The sequence below is a fragment of the Pseudomonas sp. Ors-4-3C genome (assembly GCF_055755035.1).
In genome coordinates this window covers 2,084,442-2,102,963 of record NZ_CM146900.1, presented here as the reverse complement: position 1 = coordinate 2,102,963, position 18,522 = coordinate 2,084,442, and the positions used below count along the sequence as shown (strand labels likewise).

The 18,522-nt window shown below is 61.6% G+C and carries 15 protein-coding genes; 12 read left to right on the top strand and 3 right to left on the bottom strand.

The window, feature by feature from the left end:
• Positions 1 to 130 precede the first annotated feature (130 nt).
• The 3 genes from ACVHNU_RS09375 to tpx all read right to left on the bottom strand — a co-directional run bounded on the left by ACVHNU_RS09375 (position 131) and on the right by tpx (position 5,207).
• Positions 131 to 3,226, bottom strand: coding sequence for an MdtB/MuxB family multidrug efflux RND transporter permease subunit (locus ACVHNU_RS09375; RefSeq protein WP_103520132.1), 3,096 nt, complete (start codon positions 3,224 to 3,226; stop codon positions 131 to 133).
• Positions 3,223 to 4,530 (bottom strand): MdtA/MuxA family multidrug efflux RND transporter periplasmic adaptor subunit, encoded by a 1,308-nt coding sequence (locus tag ACVHNU_RS09370; protein WP_003224499.1) that lies wholly within the window; start codon positions 4,528 to 4,530, stop codon positions 3,223 to 3,225. The genes ACVHNU_RS09375 and ACVHNU_RS09370 overlap by 4 nt, the downstream gene beginning before the upstream one ends.
• 176 nt (positions 4,531 to 4,706) lie before the next feature.
• Complete coding sequence (gene tpx / locus ACVHNU_RS09365; protein WP_003224497.1) at positions 4,707 to 5,207, bottom strand: thiol peroxidase; 501 nt, start codon at positions 5,205 to 5,207, stop codon at positions 4,707 to 4,709.
• Positions 5,208 to 5,572: 365 nt separating this feature from the next.
• On the opposite strand from tpx, the gene ACVHNU_RS09360 reads away from it, so the two are divergent.
• The 12 genes from ACVHNU_RS09360 (at position 5,573) to ACVHNU_RS09305 (ending at position 18,493) form a co-directional block, all read left to right on the top strand.
• The gene (locus ACVHNU_RS09360; RefSeq protein WP_096797339.1) at positions 5,573 to 5,998 is read left to right on the top strand and encodes a YciI family protein; all 426 of its coding nucleotides are present in this window, start codon (positions 5,573 to 5,575) and stop codon (positions 5,996 to 5,998) included.
• 338 nt (positions 5,999 to 6,336) lie between these two features.
• Positions 6,337 to 7,128, top strand: coding sequence for a hypothetical protein (locus ACVHNU_RS09355; protein WP_473019537.1), 792 nt, complete (start codon positions 6,337 to 6,339; stop codon positions 7,126 to 7,128).
• Between the two features lie 10 nt (positions 7,129 to 7,138).
• Entirely contained in the window at positions 7,139 to 8,590 is a 1,452-nt protein-coding gene (locus ACVHNU_RS09350) for a DUF1254 domain-containing protein (RefSeq protein ID WP_473019536.1), read from the top strand.
• Positions 8,591 to 8,603: 13 nt separating this feature from the next.
• Positions 8,604 to 10,007 carry a DUF1254 domain-containing protein gene (locus ACVHNU_RS09345; RefSeq protein ID WP_473019535.1) on the top strand — a complete coding sequence of 468 codons (1,404 nt, stop codon included), beginning with the start codon at positions 8,604 to 8,606 and terminating at the stop codon, positions 10,005 to 10,007.
• A gap of 12 nt (positions 10,008 to 10,019) precedes the next feature.
• Entirely contained in the window at positions 10,020 to 10,970 is a 951-nt protein-coding gene (locus ACVHNU_RS09340; protein ID WP_473019534.1) for a SphA family protein, read from the top strand.
• A 22-nt stretch (positions 10,971 to 10,992) separates the two neighbouring features.
• Entirely contained in the window at positions 10,993 to 11,973 is a 981-nt protein-coding gene (locus tag ACVHNU_RS09335) for an AAA family ATPase (protein WP_473019533.1), read from the top strand.
• A complete protein-coding gene (locus ACVHNU_RS09330) occupies positions 11,970 to 12,905 on the top strand; it encodes a DUF58 domain-containing protein (RefSeq protein WP_226501353.1) in 936 nt (311 codons plus the stop codon). Before ACVHNU_RS09335 ends, ACVHNU_RS09330 begins: the two co-directional genes overlap by 4 nt.
• Positions 12,902 to 13,501 carry a DUF4381 domain-containing protein gene (locus tag ACVHNU_RS09325; protein ID WP_473019532.1) on the top strand — a complete coding sequence of 200 codons (600 nt, stop codon included), beginning with the start codon at positions 12,902 to 12,904 and terminating at the stop codon, positions 13,499 to 13,501. The genes ACVHNU_RS09330 and ACVHNU_RS09325 overlap by 4 nt, the downstream gene beginning before the upstream one ends.
• A complete protein-coding gene (locus ACVHNU_RS09320; protein ID WP_473019531.1) occupies positions 13,488 to 14,480 on the top strand; it encodes a vWA domain-containing protein in 993 nt (330 codons plus the stop codon). Before ACVHNU_RS09325 ends, ACVHNU_RS09320 begins: the two co-directional genes overlap by 14 nt.
• 1 nt (position 14,481) lies before the next feature.
• The gene (locus ACVHNU_RS09315; protein ID WP_473019530.1) at positions 14,482 to 16,062 is read left to right on the top strand and encodes a VWA domain-containing protein; all 1,581 of its coding nucleotides are present in this window, start codon (positions 14,482 to 14,484) and stop codon (positions 16,060 to 16,062) included.
• Positions 16,059 to 17,474: a BatD family protein gene (locus tag ACVHNU_RS09310; RefSeq protein WP_473019529.1), complete on the top strand. Its 1,416-nt coding sequence runs from the start codon at positions 16,059 to 16,061 to the stop codon at positions 17,472 to 17,474. Before ACVHNU_RS09315 ends, ACVHNU_RS09310 begins: the two co-directional genes overlap by 4 nt.
• Positions 17,471 to 18,493 (top strand): HAD family hydrolase, encoded by a 1,023-nt coding sequence (locus ACVHNU_RS09305; RefSeq protein ID WP_473019528.1) that lies wholly within the window; start codon positions 17,471 to 17,473, stop codon positions 18,491 to 18,493. The genes ACVHNU_RS09310 and ACVHNU_RS09305 overlap by 4 nt, the downstream gene beginning before the upstream one ends.
• The last annotated feature ends 29 nt before the right edge of the window (positions 18,494 to 18,522 follow it).

Genomic DNA, 18,522 nt, shown 5'->3' with positions numbered 1-18,522 from the left:
CCAACATCACACCAATCCCCTGTGGGAGCGGGCTTGCTCGCGAATACGGTCTGACATTCAACATTCATGTCGCCTGATACAGCGCTTTCGCGAGCAAGCCCGCTCCCACAGGGGGAATGTGTCCAGACAGTCATACCGGTACCTCTTCGGCATTGGTTTTGCCGAAGCGCCGACCGAGGCGGTCGAAGTACAGGTAGATCACCGGCGTGGTGAACAGGGTCAGCACCTGGCTCACCAGCAAACCGCCGACCATCACCAGACCCAGAGGCTGACGCAGTTCCGCCCCGGAACCGGTGGCGAGCATCAATGGCACCGCGCCGAACAGTGCGGCCAGGGTGGTCATCAGAATCGGCCGGAAACGCAGCAGCGCCGCCTGATAGATCGCCTGCTCCGGCGCCATGCCCTGCGTGCGTTCGGCGTCGAGGGCGAAGTCGATCATCATGATCGCGTTCTTCTTGACGATACCGATCAGCAGGATGATGCCGATGATCGCGATCATGCCCAGGTCATTGCCGCTGAGCAGCAACGCGAGCAAGGCGCCGACCGCCGCCGATGGCAGGGTCGAGAGAATGGTGATCGGGTGGATGTAACTTTCGTAAAGCACGCCGAGCACGATGTACATGGTCACCACCGCCGCCAGAATCAGCAGCAAGGTGCTCGAAAGCGACGCCTGGAACGCTTCGGCCGCGCCCTGGAACTGGGTCTGCACGCCAATCGGCATGCCGATGTCCTTCTGCACCTGATCGATGATGTCCACCGCATGCCCCAGCGCCACGCCGGGCGCCAGGTTGAACGACATCATCACTGCCGGGAACTGACCGATGTGGGTAATCGCCAGTTGCGCCTGCCGCTCCTCGACATGGGCCAGGCTCGACAGGCGCACCTGCGCACCGTCAGTGGTCTTGACGTGAATCTGGTCCAGCGCCGCCGGCCCGATCTTCTCCCCGGCCTGCGCTTGCAGCACCACGCGGTACTGGCTGGCCTGGGTGTAAATGGTCGAGATCTGTCGCTGGCCGAAGGCGTCATACAGCGCGTCGGTGATGTTCTGCACCGAAACGCCAAGGCGTGAAGCCGCGTCGCGGTCGATCACCAGATAGACCTGCAGGCCCTTGTCCTGCAAGTCACTGGCAACGTCGGTCAACTCCGGACGCTGGGCCAAGGCCTCAACCAGACGCCCGCTCCACTGACTGAGCAATTCTGCATCCGGCGAAGACATGCTGAACTGGTACTGGGTCCGGCTGACCCGATCCTCGATGGTCAAATCCTGCACCGGCTGCATGAACAGGCGGATGCCGACCAGCTTGTCCAGTTGCGGTTGCAGGCGCGCGATCACCTGCGTGGCGCTCAGATCACGCTGGCCGTGCGGCTTGAGATTGATCAGCAGGCGCCCGCTGTTGAGCGTGGCGTTGTCGCCGTCGACACCGATGTAGGACGACAGGCTTTCTACCGCCGGATCTTCGAGAATCACCTTGGCCAGCGCCTGCTGACGCTCGCCCATGGCCGCGAAGGAAATCGACTGCGGCGCCTCGGAAATGCCCTGGATCACCCCGGTGTCCTGTACCGGGAAGAAGCCCTTGGGTACAACCATATAAAGGAACACGGTCAGCGCCAGGGTACCGATGGCCACCATCAGGGTCAGCGGCTGGTGCTTGAGCACCCACTGCAACTTGCGCCCGTAAGCAGCGATCATCCAGTCGATGAATGCGCCACTGGCCCGGTAGAAACGGCCCTGCTCGTGTTCTTGCGGTTCACGCTTGAGCAGTCGCGCGCACATCATCGGCGTCAGGGTCAGCGAGACCACCAGCGAAATAAGGATCGCCACCGCCAGAGTGATGGCGAACTCGCGGAACAGCCGCCCGACCACGTCGGCCATGAACAGCAGCGGAATCAGTACCGCAATCAGCGATAGCGTCAGGGAGATCAGGGTAAAGCCGATCTGCTTCGCGCCTTTGAGCGCGGCCTGCATCGGGCTGTCCCCTTCTTCAATGAAGCGTGCGATGTTTTCCAGCATCACAATCGCATCGTCGACCACAAAACCAGTGGCGATTGTCAGCGCCATCAATGTCAGGTTGTTGACCGAGAACCCGGCGAGATACATCACGCCAAACGTACCGATCAGCGACAGCGGCACCGCTACCGACGGAATGATCGTCGCGCTGGCACGCCGCAGAAAGAGGAACGTCACCATCACCACCAACGCAATGGCGATCAGCAGTTCGTGCTGCACGTCAGTCACCGAGGCGCGGATGGTCTGGGTGCGGTCGGTGAGCACGGTGACGTCGAGGCCGGCCGGCAGGTTATCGGTGATGCTCGGCAGCAACGCTTTGATCCGGTCGACCACCTCGATCACGTTGGCGCCCGGTTGACGCTGGATGTTCAGCAGTACCGCCTGATTCTGGTTGGCCCACGCGGCGAGACGTTCGTTCTCCGCGCCATCGACGATTTCCGCCACATCCTTCAGACGCAGCGGCGCGCCGTTCTTGTAGGCGAGGATCAGGTTGGCGTAGTCCTTGGGCGACGTCAGTTGGTCGTTGGCGTCGAGCATCGAGACCCGCGTCGGACCGTCGAAGTTACCTTTCGGTTGGTTGACGTTGGACGCGCCGATCAGGGTGCGCACGTCTTCGAGGTTCAGGCTGTTCGCCGCCAGGGCTTCCGGGTTGACCTTGATCCGCACTGCCTGACGCTGACCGCCGGCAATGCTGACCATGCCGACGCCGCTGATCTGGGCGATCTTCTGCGCCATGCGCGTATCGACAAGGTCGTTGAGCTTGGGCAGGAGCATGGTTTTCGAAGTGATCGCCAGGGTCAGCACCGGGGTGTCCGCCGGGTTGACCTTGTTGTACACCGGTGGTGCCGGCAAATCGGTTGGCAGCAGATTGGTCGCAGCGTTGATCGCGGCTTGCACCTGCTGTTCGGCGACGTCCATGTTGATGTCGAGGCTGAAGCGCAGGGTCAGCACCGAAGCGCCGCCGGAGCTGGTCGAGGCCATTTGCGTCAGGCCCGGCATCTGCCCGAACTGGCGCTCGAGCGGCGCGGTCACGGCACTGGTCATCACGTCCGGACTGGCGCCGGGGTACAGGGTCATGACGCGAATGGTCGGGTAATCGACCTGCGGCAAGGCCGAGACCGGCAGCAGGCGATAGGCAATCAGGCCGGCCAGAACAATGGCCAGCATGCTCAGGGTAGTGGCTACCGGACGGAGGATGAACAGCCGCGAAATGTTCATGCGCCCTTCTTGGCCTTGTCTGTAGAGGCGGTGTCATGCGCGCTGGCTGCGGGCTTGCCTTGCAGGTGTTCGGTCGGCGTTGTCGGCACGTCATTGCTGTCGTTGACCACTTCGACTTCACTGCCCTCCTTCAAGCGGTCGGTGCCTTCGAGCACTACGCGGTCGCCCGCGGCGAGACCCTCGGTGATCACCGTGTTGTTGCCATCGCTCGCGCCGATCTTCAGTTGGCGAATGGTGACTTTCTTGTCGCCGTCCATTGCATAGACGAAGGTGCCATTGGTGCCGAACTGAATGGCTGCCGACGGTGCCAGCACTACACCCTTGAGGGTGTCGGCCAACAGGTGCACGTTGACGAACTGATTAGGGAACAGCGACTGGTCGCGGTTATCGTAACGGGCCTTGAACTTCAGGGTGCCGGTGGCGACGTCGATCTGGTTGTCGAGGCTTTGCAGGACGCCGGTGGCCTGGATTTTAGTGTCGCCGCGATCCCATGCCTCGGCGGGCAGTTTGGCGCCGCTGTGGTAACGCGCCAGCACGGTTTCCAGATTGTTCTCCGGCAGGGTGAACACCACGCTGATTGGCTGAGTCTGGGTAATGACGGCGAGGAACGTCGTATCGTTCGCCGCCACCAGGTTGCCGACGTCGAGCTGACGCAGGCCGACGCGACCGGCAATCGGTGCGCGGATCTTGGTGAATTCGAGATTGAGCTTGGCGTCGTTGACCGCCGCCTGATTGGTCTTGACCGTGCCCAGATACTGGCCGACCAGCGCTTCGGCGGTGTCCAGGGTCTGCTTGGCGATACTGTCTTCCTTATACAGGCCACGATAACGCTCGACGTCGACCTGTGCGTTTTTCAACTGCGCCTGATTCTGCAGCAAGGTGCCTTCAGCCTGGAGCAAGGCGTTCTGGTACGGACGGGGATCGATCTCTGCCAGCAGGTCGCCGGCCTTGACCATCTGCCCTTCTTCGAAATTGATCTTCACCAGTTCGCCGCCCACCCGGCTGCGCACATTAATGGTATTGAGCGCGGTGACTGTACCCAGTGCCTTGTAATACAGCGGGAAGTCACCCGTGACCGCCGGTGCCACACGCACCGGAATAGGCCCGGCCGCCCCGCCGAAGCCCGGCCGCATCATCCCCGAACGCCCGGTGTGGCCGGCAGCAGCTTTCTGCGCGCCCTCCTTGTGGGCTGAACCGGCGGGCCAGAATTTCCAGCACAAAGCGGCGATGATCAGCAGCACAAGCAGGCTCAACAGCCAGCGACGAGAGTTACGGGAGGACGATTGCATGGAGTGATTTACCATTGGGCGCGTGGGCTTCTTTTTACGGGAGGCTGAACGATAAGCACTGACGGGACTTAAGCAAAGCAGCTTTACCGGCTATTTACTTTCAACTTACGTTACAAGGTGTGAGCCAAGACACTGATACACAAATGAAAACGGCCTGGACAGGGCCAGGCCGTTAACAATTGTAAAAGCGCTTATTTCAGTACGGCGAGTGCTGCGTCGTAGTTCGGCTCTTCAGCGATTTCCTTGACCAGCTCGCTGTGCAGCACGTTGTCGTTCTCGTCCAGCACCACCACGGCACGGGCGGTCAGGCCTTTCAACGGGCCGTCAGCGATGGCTACGCCGTAGTTCTCGATGAACTCAGCACCGCGCAGGGTCGACAGGTTCTGCACGTTTTCCAGGCCTTCGGCGCCGCAAAAGCGGGCTTGGGCGAATGGCAGGTCAGCCGAGATGCACAGCACCACGGTGTTGGCCAGTTCGTTGGCCTGAGCGTTGAACTTGCGTACCGAAGTCGCGCAGGTCGGAGTGTCGACGCTTGGGAAGATGTTCAGTACTTTGCGCTTGCCGGCGAAGCTCGCCAGGGTGACGTCGGACAGATTGCCGGCAACCAGGGAAAAGGCTGGCGCCTTGGAACCGGCTTGTGGCAACTGGCCGTTGACTTGAACCGGGTTGCCTTTGAGGGTGACTTGAGCCATGACTTTAGTCCTTCTGAACGTGGTTATTGAGCATGCAAGAGGCCGAAGTTAACCACGAAATTGTCCGACGACCTATGCCCTGAATGAAAATTGTCAGGGGGCTACGCAAAAAACTGTATACAACCGCGCAACGATCCTCTGTAGGAGTGAGCCTGCTCGCGATGGCGGTGTATCAGGCAGCTATTCGCTAACTGAAATGACGCAATCGCGAGCAGGCTCACTCCTACAGAGGATCCGTGTGGTCTGTAGTGCTTTTGCTGCTTGTTAAAACGCCGGACTGCATCTTTTATTCAGAGGACCTGTCGATTCACGCCCTGCCCGTTCGACTAAGCAGTGAATCAACCCCGTTCCCTGGAGAAACCACCATGCGATTCATGATTCTTGTCAAAGCCAGCGCCGACTCCGAAGCCGGCATAATGCCCAGTGAAGAGCTGATCACCGCCATGGGCAACTTCAACGAAGAACTGGTCAAGGCCGGCATCCTCATCGACGCCGATGGCCTGCACCCGAGCAGCAAAGGCGCGCGCGTGCATTTCTCCGGCGACAAGCGCACGGTCATCGACGGCCCGTTCATCGAAACCAAGGAGCTGGTAGCCGGGTATTGGATCTGGGAAGTGAAGTCGAAAGAAGAAGCCATCGAATGGGTCAAGCGCTGCCCGAATCCGATGCCGGGAGATTCTGATATCGAGATCCGCCAGATTTTCTCCGCCGAGGACTTCGGCGCCGAGTTCACTCCTGAGGCGCGGGCACAGGAAGAGCGTGTTCGCGAGCAAGCGAAGAAAAATGCCTGATCCAACGCCACGTTGAATTTGAAATTGCCATCGCGGGCAAGCCACGCTCCCACAGGTATTGAAGCGTTCACAAATCCTATGACCGACTCGATACCTGTGGGAGCGTGGCTTGCCCGCGAAAGCGTCATCACTGACCACACACATTTAATTGAGCAGTTCACCACTCGACTGCGAAGCCGTACACAAAACCAAAGAATTAATCCCTTCGACTGGCTAACTCCCCATTAGCTGCTAGCGTCAATCAGACGTGTCCTACAGGCTTGATAAAAAAGGAAATACGTCCAACGGCCGAGAAGTGCCGGGTCGTCCATGCAGTAGCCACCAGGGAAACGGGGACCATGTCGAAAAAATTGGGGATTCGCGCCTTGCTGCTGGCGAGTTCGCTGGCGCCTGTGGTTTGTGCCTTTGCGAATAACGCCGAAGAGGCCAACAAAAGCAACAACCCGCTGAACCTGGCGCCCGGCGCCAACCTGCAGGATTACTACACGCCGAAGCTGTTCGACAGCAACCTGCACACCAACGATGCGTTGCTGCGCGGTACTTTGCCGATTGCGCCCAACGATTTCATCGAAGTCCCGCAGCTATTGCGCGCAACGATGCCAATCAGCACCCGCCCCGATCCGCACGGCGGCTACAGCACGGGGATTGGCGACCTCAACCTGTTCGACATCTTCCTGCTCAAGACCGACGGCGTGCAGTTGGGCATCGGCCCGCAGATCACCGCGCCGACCGCCGCCGAGGATGAACTGGGCACCGGCAAGTGGCAGGCCGGCCTCGCGGCGGTGGCGATCGATTCGTCACCGCGTGGCCTGCTCGGCGCGCTGGTGCAGTACCAGAGTTCGTTTGCCGGTGACCACGACCGCGCGCATGTCGAAACCGCAACCCTGCAACCCTTCATCATTCATAACCTCGACAAGGGCTGGTACCTGCGCTCCACCGGCACCTGGACGTTCGACCTGAAGAACAACACTCACTACATCCCGATCGGCCTGGGTGCGGGCAAGGTCTGGAAGTCTGGCAGCAATATTCTCAACGCCTTCCTCGAACCGCAGTGGACCGTCGAACGCAAAGGCGATGGCGTGCCGCAGTTCACCCTGTTCGCCGGGATCAACGTGACATTCGGAAAATAAGGACATCGCCATGCACATCGCTTTACGCGCCGCCGGTTTCAGCCTGATGACCCTGTTCGCCAGCTGCGGCGTCGGTGCTCAGGAGCTCGACACCCGTATCGGCAAGATCGCCATGGAAGGCGAACTGCCGTCCCACGAGTCAATCGCCAAACTCTACGCCGAGCTGGATTTCCAGCAGGCGACCCAGAGTTATCTGTGGGCCTTGCCGCTGGTGTCCTACGCGCAATGGCAGGAAGAGTTTCGCGACAAACTCGGCGCGCGCAGCGGCGATCTGATGGTGCTCAACAACTACGAAGACAAGCTCGGCGTGATCACCGCCAACGCCACCACGCCGTACATTCTCGGCTTCGTCGACCTCAGCGAAACCGGGCCGCTGGTAATTGAACTGCCACCGGGACCGACCGCCGGCGGCATTGGCGATTTCTGGCAGCGGGCGATCATCGACATGGGCCAGACCGGCCCGGACAAAGGCCAGGGCGGCAAATACCTGGTGCTGCCACCGGGCGCGGAACCACCGGCCGATGCCGACAAGTATTACCTGGCCAAATCGGAAACCATGAACGTGCTGGTGGGCTTCCGGGTGCTGGATCCGGATCCGGCCAAAGGCAAGGCGCTGGTCGAGCAATTCAAGATGTACCCGTACGCCAAACGTGCCGAGCCGAGCAAGACCCGCCTGCTGTCGCCTGACGGTAAAAAGTGGTCGGGTACCCAGCCGCGCGGCATCGCTTACTGGCAGCGGCTGCACCAGATCATCCAGAAAGAACCGGTCAATGAACGTGACCGCTTCTACATGGCGATGCTCGCCAGTCTCGGCATCGAGAAGGACAAACCGTTCAACCCCAACACCCAGCAGCGTCAGGCCCTGGAGTCCGGCGCGCAGGTCGGTGAACTGATCGCCAAGGCCAACACCTTTGCCAAGCGTTTTCCTGACGCGCAGTACTGGCCCGACCGGCATTGGGACACGGTGCTGAACATCGCCGAACCGTCGCAACGCGTGGCCTTTTACGACCAGTTGTGGGAACGCAGCGCCTGGTTCTACGAAGCGGTGACCAACACCAAAGGCATGGTCTCCAAAACACCGGGCCTCGGCCAGACCTACCTCGGCGCCTACACCGACGCCAAGGGTGACTGGCTCGACGGCGGCAAGACCTATCGCCTGCACGTCGACGCCAACCCGCCGGCCAAGCAGTTCTGGTCGATGACCGTGTACGACATCGACAGCCGTTGCCTGATCGACAACCCGCAGCGCAAGGCCGACCTGTCCTCGCGTCAGGACTTGAAAAAGAACGCCGACGGCTCGGTGGACCTGTACTTCGGCCCGACCGCACCCAAAGGCTTCGAGAGCAACTGGGTGCAAACGCTACCCGGCAAGCACTGGTTCAGCTACTTCCGCCTGTACGCACCGACCGAAGCCTATTTCGACAAGAGCTGGAAACTCGATGACATCACCGTCGTGCAATGAATAAGGACGCCGTATGAACGCACGCAATCTATTGCTGACCGGCCTGACCCTCGCCCTGAGCAGCAGCGCCTGGGCCGATTTCAGCGCCAGCCCCGAAGAAGCCCGTGGCATTGCCAAGGACGCGTATCTCTATGGCTTCCCGATCGTGGAGATGTACAAGACCCTGTACACCCAGGCCGTGGACAGCAAGAGCCCGAACTTCAAGGCACCGTTCAACCAGATCGGCAACACTGCCAAGGCTTTCACTGCCAAAGACACCGCGTTCGTCACGCCGAACGCCGACACGCCCTACTCGTTCGTCTGGATGGACCTGCGCAGCGAACCGCTGATCCTGACCTTGCCGCCGATCGAAGAGCACCGTTATTACTCGGTGCAATTGATCGATGCCTACACGCAGAACTTCGCCTATCTGGGCACCCGCAGCACCGGCAACAACGGCGGCCATTTCATGATCGCCGGGCCTGACTGGCAGGGTCAGCAACCGATCAACATCGACCGGCTGGTGCGCAGTGAAAGCAACATCGCCTATGCGCTGTACCGCACGCAGTTGTTCGACGAGAAGGATCTGGGCAAGGTCAGGCAAATCCAGAAAGACTACAAGGTCGAACCCCTGAGCCACTATGTGAAACAGAAAACTCCGGCGCCGGCACCGAAAATCAGTTGGCCAAAACCGACGCCGACCATGAGCGAAACCCCGGATCTATTCCGCTACCTGAACTTCATGCTCGCCTTCACTCCGCCGCAGGATGTCGAAAAAGACCTGCTCGCGCGCTTCGCCAAAATCGGCATCGGTGCCGGTCAGCCGTTCGACCTGAAAAAGCTCAGCGTCGAGCAACGCAAGGCCCTCGAAGACGGCATCAGTGACGCCAAGGCTGAGTTTGCCGCGTTCAAGAAAGACAAGGTCGACACGCACGAAATCAGCAGCGGTGACCTGTTTGGCACCCGCGATCACCTCAAGGGCAATTACCTGTATCGCTACGCCGGCGCCAACATGGGCATCTTCGGCAACTCTGCCGAAGAGGCGAACTACATCGGCTATTTCGTCGACAAGGACGGCCAGCCGGCCGACGCAGCGAAACACGACTACACCCTGCATTTCGACAAGGGCGCCCTGCCTCCGGCCGACGCTTTCTGGTCGCTGACCATGTACGACGGCAAGAGCAAATTGCTGGTGGCCAACCCGCTCAATCGCTACCTGATCAACTCGCGAATGCTGCCGGATCTCAAGCTCGATACCGACGGCGGACTGACCCTCTACGTGCAGCACAACAATCCCGGCAAGGACAAGCAAGCCAACTGGCTGCCGGCACCAAACGGGCCGTTCTACGGCGTGTTGCGCCTGTACCTGCCGAAACCGGAAGTGGCCAGCGGCGAATGGAAAATGCCATTGCTCACCCCGGTCAACTCAAAACAATAAACGGAGCCAGTGATGGTCAAGCCTAACGTTGTGCGTCCGCTGCTGGCGCTGTGCATGATCGGCAGTACTCAACTCTATGCAGCCGAGGGTGGCGTGGGCCGGCCGATCACCGGGCAGCAGGTGTATTCCAACGCCGGAATCATCCCACCGGAACCGGGCTGGGTCGTCTCGGTGACCAGCATCTGGTACGACGGATCGCTCAAGGGCAGTCGCGGCGCGCCGATTTCCGGTGAAGTCAGTGCCGGGATCGACATGAAAGTCTCCTACACCATGACCAACCTGACGCACATCTGGGACACCGGCAAAGGCCCATGGAACTTCGCCTCGGCAATCGGTGTTCCAGTGCAGTACACCGACATTGACGCGGCGATCACTGGCCCGCGCGGACGCACCCTCGGCACCAGCGATTCCGGCACCCAGTTCGCTGACGCGCTGGTCACCCCGATTGCCGCCGGCTACCACTTCGACGAGTTGAACCACATCGCGTTCTCCCTGCCGATCTACGTGCCGACCGGCGCCTACAACGACAATCGCCTGGCCAACCCGGGGCAGAACAATTACACGTTCATGCCCACCGTGGCCTTCACCCATCTGGACGGCAAGGGTGGTGAATTCACCCTGTCCAGTGGCCTGGAGTTCTACACCGAAAACACTGCCACCGATTACCGCAACGGCAATATTTTCACCCTCGACGCCTTGTGGACTCATGGCTTCGGCAGTGGCTGGAGCGCCGGTCTGGCGGCGGGTTATATCCAGCAAATCACCGACGACAAGGGTCAGACCGCCGACAGCCTCAACGGCTTCCGTGGACGCTCGGTCGGCGCCGGGCCGGTGGTCGCCTGGGCCGGAAAATTCGCTGACGCTCAGGCCAACATCAGTGCGCGCTGGGTGCCGGAGTTCGACACCAAGAACCGCCCCGAAGGCAACGGGATTGCCGTCAACATGACCCTGGCGTTTTTCTAGACCGGCCACAAAGGACTGTCCCATGACCGCACTCACCGACCTCAACGCCCTGCAAGCGAGCATCGCCGAAGCCGTACTCGGCCAGGATCAGGTCATTCGACAGATCCTCCTCGGCCTGCTGGCCAACGGGCATTTGCTGCTGGAAAGCCTGCCGGGGCTGGCCAAGACGCGCACGGTCAAGGCGCTGGCCACACACCTGGACGCGAAGATGAGTCGCATCCAGTTCACCCCGGACTTGCTGCCCTCGGACATCACCGGCGCGGAAGTGCTGCATCAGGTCGCCGGGCAAAACGAGATCCGCTTCCAGCAAGGCCCGCTGTTCGGCAATCTGATCCTCGCCGACGAGATCAACCGCGCCCCGGCCAAGGTGCAGGCCGCGCTGCTCGAAGCCATGGAAGAGCGGCAGATTACCGTGGCTGGCACAAGTCACCTGCTGCCGGAGCTGTTCATTGTGGTGGCGACACAAAACCCGATCGAACAGGAAGGCACCTATCCGCTGCCGGAAGCGCAGATGGACCGGTTCCTGATGAAGGTGCTGCTGGATTACCCCAGCGCCGACAACGAAAGCCAGGTGTTGCGCCTGTTGCGCGCCGAAGAGTTTGCTCAGGGCGCGAACACCGCGCCGGGCAAGGGCTTCAGTCTTTCGCAGGCAGTGATCTTCGCCGCGCGCAAGGAAGTCAGCGCGGTGCATGTCTCACCCGCCATCGACCGCTACCTGATTGACCTGATCAACGCCACTCGCCACCCGGCCGATTACGACGCAGACCTCGGACGCTGGATCAGCATTGGCGCCAGCCCCCGGGGCGGCATCGGCCTGGACCGTTGCGCCCGGGCCGATGCGTGGTTGCAGGGCCAGGATTTCGTCTCGCCGGACAACGTGCGCGCCGTGGTGCATCCGGTGTTGCGCCATCGCCTGCAATTGAGCTACGACGCGGTCGCGGATGGCGTGACTGCCGATCAGGTGCTCGACCGTTTGCTGGATAAAGTGGCGATTCCGGCATGAACACGGATGGCCTGGTCTACGTGTCTCTGGCGCAATTGATGGCGCTGGAATTCAAGGCCCGTGACCTGAGCTTTCTGGCGCGCCAGCCCCAGGGCAGCATCCTCGCCGGCAACCATGCCTCGCGCCTGCGTGGCCGTGGTCTGAACTTCGATGAGCTGCGCCGCTATCAGCCCGGTGATGATTTACGCCACCTCGACTGGCGCGCCTCGCTGCGCACCGGCAAACCGGTGGTACGCACCTTCACCGAAGAACGCGATCGCCCGGCGTTGATCGTGGTCGATCAGCGCATGTCGATGTTCTTCGGCTCGCAACGCAGTTTCAAATCCGCCCTCGCCGCCGAACTCGCGGCGCTGGCGGCGTGGATGGTGTTCAACGCCGGTGACCGGGTCGGCGGTCTGGTGTTCAACGATCAACGCATCGACAGCATCGCGCCGTTACGCAGCCGCAAACGGGTTGAAGCCTTGCTCAGCCGCGTGGCAGAACAGAATCAGGCGCTGAACGCGGCCAACCCCGACGCCGAAGACGAGGATCAACTGGACAAGGCCTTGCAGCGCTGCCTCGCACTGGCCGGGCATGACCATTTGATCTGCATCGTCAGCGACTTTGCAGGCGCCGGAGAGCGCACCTTGCAATTGATGCGGCAACTGCGCGCGCACAACGACGTGATCGCCCTGCAAGTCTACGACCCACTGGCCTTGAAACTGCCGAGCAACGGACGACTGCTCATCACCCAGGGCCAATTGCAGGTGGAACTGGCCGTCGACAAACGCAGCGTGCATCAGCCATTGGGCGATTACCTCGGTGGCCGGCTCAAGGATGTCGCCACCCTGCTGCGCCGCAGTCAGGTGCCGCTGATGATGTTCAGCACCGCCGAAGAGGCCCACGCGCAATTGCGTGCCGAGCTTGGCAAGTCTGCCGGCCCAAGGCGATGAACCCAAATATCCCCGACATCAGCCAGCTCAAGGAGCTGAGCCTGCCGGCGCCGGTCAGTTATGCGCCGCAGACCTGGGGTTGGTGGGCGTTGTTCGCGCTGTTGGTTGTGCTGGCGCTGATTGTTGGTGTGCGACGTTATGGGAAATGGCGACGGAATCAGTATCGGCGCGAGGCGCTGGTGCGATTGGCGCAGTTGCGTGGGCGCAGTGATGACCTCAATGCCCTGCGTGAACTGCCCGAACTGCTCAAACGCGTGGCCCTTTCGATGCCAACCCAAGCCCGGAATTGGAACACACCCCCTGTGGGAGCGGGCTTGCTCGCGAAGGCGTCGGCACATCCAACATTGATGGCGCCTGACACAGCGCTTTCGCGAGCAAGCCCGCTCCCACAGGGGCCGGCGGCGCTGGGGAGAGATGAGTGGCAAGCCTTTCTGCAGCAGCACTGCAAAACCAGTCTGCCCGATGACTTCAGCGCCCAACTCGCCCAACTCGCCTACGCCCCCGACGCCACCCTGCGCGCCCTTCCCGCCGAACAGCGTCAGGCGCTGTTCGACACCTGCCAACACTGGGTGGAGCAGCACCATGTGGCAGCTTGATTACCCGTGGCTGTTGCTTCTGCTACCGCTGCCGTGGCTGACCTATCGTTACCTGCCGGCGTATCAGGAAGCGCGCAGCGCCGTGCGTGTGCCGTTTTTCGGGGCCATGAGCCGCGCGGTCGGTGAGACGCCGAGCCGGGTCGGTAATCGCCACAACCGTTGGCAACTGCTGCTGAACCTGCTGGTCTGGACGCTGATCCTGCTCGGGGCGGCCCGACCGGTATTCGTCGAAAAACCCATCGAGCGTCAGCAACCGGTACGCGACCTGATGCTCGCCATCGACATCTCGCAGTCGATGGAAACCGAAGATTTCACTAATGCCGACGGCCAGAAAATCAATCGCCTGGCGGCCGTCAAACAGGTGGTGCAAGGCTTTATCGACAAGCGCAAGGACGACCGCATCGGTCTGATCGTGTTCGGCAGCGGCGCCTATCCGCAGGCGCCGCTGACCCTCGATCACGCCAGCCTTTCGCTGTTGCTGGCTGACACGGGCATCGGCATGGCCGGGCCCAATACCGCCATCGGTGATGCTATCGGCTTGAGCCTGAAGTTGCTGGACAAGGCGCACGAACAGCAAAAGGTGCTGATCCTGCTCACCGACGGCAATGACACCAGCAGCGCGATCACCCCCGATCATGCTGCCGAGATGGCCGCCAACAAGGGCGTGGTGATCCACACCATCGGCATCGGCGATCCGACGGCCTCCGGCGAGGCGCAGGTCAATCTGCACGGGCTGCAACAAATCGCCCAGACTACCGGCGGGCAGTTTTTCCGCGCCGAAGACCGCACCGCGCTGGACCAGGTCTACAGCACCCTCGATCGCCTCACCCCGCATCAGGTGAAAACCCTCAGCCATCAGCCGCAGCGCGAGTTGTTCCATTGGCCGCTGGGCGCGGCGCTGGCCCTGTTAGCGCTGTATCACCTCGGCGCCCTGCTGCGCCCGCGACTGGCGCTTGCCCGTCAGCGGCAGGAGGCCTGAGATGGACATCAATCTCAGTGACTTGCACTTCCTGCGCCCACTGTGGCTGCTGCTCGCGCTGTGCGCTGCGCTGCTGCCGCCGATCTGGCGGCGCGGCCGCGACCTGCAGCGACGGCTGCGCGGCAATATCGCCGAACACCTGCTGCCACATCTGTTGGTCACTCCAACGGATCAGCAGCGCCTGCGCCCGGTGCACTGGCTGTGCGCGGTGTTGGTACTCGGCGCCATCGCTGCCGCCGGCCCCACCTGGGAGCAGGATCGGCCGGACTTTCTGGAGAACCGCGCACCCCTGATCGTCGCCGTGGACCTATCGCCATCGATGGATGCCAGTGACGTACCACCGACGCGCCTGGAAGCGGCCAAACACAAACTGCACGACTTGATCCAGCGTCGCGCCGGCGCTCGCACGGCGCTGATTGCCTATGCCGGCAGCGCGCATCTGGTGTTGCCGCCGACCGACGATCCGGCGCTGCTCGACACCTTCATTCAAGCGCTGGGCACCGGGTTGATCGACAAACCCGGCAAGGACGTCGGCGCCGTCATCGAGCAGGCCCGGCGCCTGCTCAGCGCCGAGCAAACCCCGGGCAGCCTGCTGCTGATCACCGACGGTGCCGACACTGCGCAACTCGATGGCCTCGACAAGCTATTGAAAGGCAGCCAATTGCAGGTGTTGGTATTGGCGGTCGGCAACGAGGATGGCGGCATCATTCAGGGCGCCAACGGCCAGCCGGCAGTCGACAGCAACGGGCGTCCGCTGCTCGGCCATTTCGATCCGGCGGCACTCAAGCAATTGGCCGCCGCTGTCGACGCGCCGCTGGGCAGTCTCACCCTCGACGACGATGATCTGGACTGGATCGAATTGCACGCCCAGCAACACTTCCAGACTGCCAGCGCCGAACAGCAGCAATTGCACTGGAAGGACGCCGGTTACTGGCTGTGCTGGCCACTTCTCTTGTTGGCGCTGGTGGGTCTGCGCAAGGGCTGGAGCGTCAACTGGGTGCCGGCGCTGGTGCTGGCCACGGGCCTTGGCTGGCCGGCCGCACCGGCACAGGCCGGCGCACTGACCGATGCGTTTTTCACCCGCGATCAACAAGGGCGCTGGGCCGTCGAGCATGAGCATTGGCCGCAGGCGGCGGCGCTGTTTGTCGATCCGTACTGGAAAGGCGTGGCGGCCTATCACGCGGCGGACTATGACCTTGCACTGGCGACGTTCGCTCGACTGGACACGCCGCAAGCGTGGTTCTACCAGGGCAACATTTACGTGCGGCGCTTCAAGTTCGATCAGGCGATTGCCGCTTACACCCAGGCCTTGCAGCGGCAACCGCAGTTCCCCGAAGCCACGGCCAATCTGGCGCTGGCTCAGGCCTTGCTCAAGGACACCGACAGCGCCGAAAAGAACGCCCCCGAGACCAAACCGAACGAGGTGAAATTCGACAAGGCACCGGGCAAGGGCCAGAGCAAAAAGGTCGAGACCGAGCAGGCGACCTCCGATGCATTGTGGTTGCAGAACCTGACAACTTCGCCGGCGAAATTTCTCAAGCAGAAGTTCAGTTTGCAGGATCAATCGGGGGCCAAACCATGAACCGGGTTGCGGCCATCGCGAGCAGGCTCACTCCTACAGGGGATTTGTGTGCGCCGAAAATCTTCTGTAGGAGTGAGCCTGCTCGCGATGGCGCCCGCCTGATCACCGCAACCCTGCTGACCCTGCTCACCAGTTGCCTTTTCACAATCCACGCCTCTGCCGCCGAACCCCAACTGAAAATCCAGGCCCACCTGCAACCCGCCGAAGGCGCCATGGTCGGCGGTCTGGTCGAGCTGCAAGTCGACGTGCTCACCGACACCTGGTTCACCCGCGCCGCCGCCCTGCCCGAGCTGAAACTCGACGGTGCTCTGGTAACGCCGCCCGACGGTCAGGCCCAACACCTGAATCAGAGCATCGACGGGCAATCCTTTAGCGGCCTGCGCTACAGCTACCTGATCACCCCGAATGTCGCACGCAGCTTCGACATCCCGGCGTTGACGGTCAGCGCGACACCGGGTCAGGCCACTACAGCGCTCAGCGCACAAAGTCAGCCTCTGCACTTCAGCGCCGTCCAGCCACCCGGTTTCAAACCCGGAGAAACGCCGCTGGTGGCCAGCGGGCTGCGCTTCAGCCAAACCGTAAGCAACTCGGCAACGCCCTTGAAAATCGGCGACAGCATCACCCGCCAACTGGTCCTGCAGGCCGATGGCGCACTGGCGATGGCTCTGCCGGTTCCGCCATTGAGCGACGTTGTAGGTCTGAGCCGTTATCTGAAGACACCACAAGTCATCCGCCTGGATGACGGTCGCGGCAACGTTCTCGGTGGTCAGCGGATCGACGCCGCCACCTACCGCATCGACAAGCCTGGCGCTTACACCCTGCCCGCCATCGAGGTGAAATGGTGGGATGTCAAAGCGCAGCAAATTCGCACCACGCAGGTGCCGGTCGTAACGTTCGAGGCCGTTGCCGGCAGCGCGCACAAACCGGTGTTTTCAGTGACCGAAGATCTCAAGCAACTCAACCACAACAACCTGCATTTTTCCACGCGCTGGCTGCTGTGGCTGGCACTGCTCGCGGCCTGTATCGGCACGGGTTATCGGCTGCGTCCGGCGCTGATGCGCGCCCGGCGCCAATGGCAGGCGCGCAAGCAGGCGCGGCAACTGGCCTGGGAACAATCGCCCGACTTCGCCTGGCAACAGATCAACCCGCAACTGCAAGCTCATCCGGCGCAGTTGAGCGCGCTGTACCTGTGGCTGCGCCGCAGTCGGCTGGGGCTGCAACTGGTGAGTGCCGGGCCGCGCCTGCAAGGCCTGTTGCGCGGCCTTTACGGACGTGATCCGCAGACTGCACAAACACTTGATCAACTGCGTGAATCGTTGACTACGCTTCACAGTCAGGCCGAACAAAAGGCGCACAAACCGGCGTCGGCCCTGCGCCCGCTCAACCCCGTTCATGAAAGGGATTTCCCATGACCAACCCGCCGCCGCAGCGTCAACGTTTCAGCCTTGCGCTGTTGTTTGCGCTGGCATTGCCACTACTGGCCCAGGCCAGCGAGCCACTGCCGTCATGGAATGACGGCCCGGCCAAAAAACACATCATCGAGTTTGTGCAAGCCGTCACCGATCAGTCCGGCAAAGACTTCGTCAAACCCGCCGATCGCATTGCCGTGTTCGACAACGACGGTACCCTTTGGAGCGAACAGCCGATGTATTTCGAGTTGCTGTTCGCCCTCGACGAAGTCAAGCGCAATGCGCCGCAGCACCCCGAATGGAAAACCACCCAGCCATTCAAAGCCGTGCTGGAAAACGACCACAAGGCACTGGCCGCCGCCGGCATGGACGGGATTATCAAGATCTTCGGCGCCACCCACACCGGCATGACCACCGAGGCTTTCGACGACTACGCCAAGACCTGGCTGAGCCAGGCGCGGCATCCGAAAACCGGCAAGCCCTACACCGAGATGATCTTCCAGCCGATGCTGGAAATGCTCGACTACCTGCGCAGCCAGGACTTCAAGACCTACATCGTTTCCGGCGGCGACACCGCGTTCATGCGCGCTTTTGCCGAAAAGGTCTACGGCATCCCGCCGGAACAGGTGATCGGCACCACGTTCGTCACCGCGTTCCAGTTCAAGGATGGCAAGGCTTCCATTCTGCGTACGCAAAAACTGGCGCACAACGACGATGGCCCGGGCAAACCGGAGAGCATCGACGCAGTGATCGGCAAGCGCCCGATCCTCGCGTTCGGCAACTCCGACGGCGACCTGCAGATGCTGCAGTGGACCGCCGCCGGCCCCGGCAAGCGGTTCATGGGGCTGGTGCACCACACTGATGCGAAGCGCGAGTGGGCCTATGACCGAAAATCCGATATCGGGCGGCTGGACAAAGCCCTCGATGAAGCGAATTCCCGTGGCTGGACCGTGGTGGACATGGCGACCGAATGGCGCCGGATCTACCCGTTCGATCCACCGGCAACCGGGCAGGTGCAATAAGAAAAAACGTGATGCAGGACTGCAAGAAA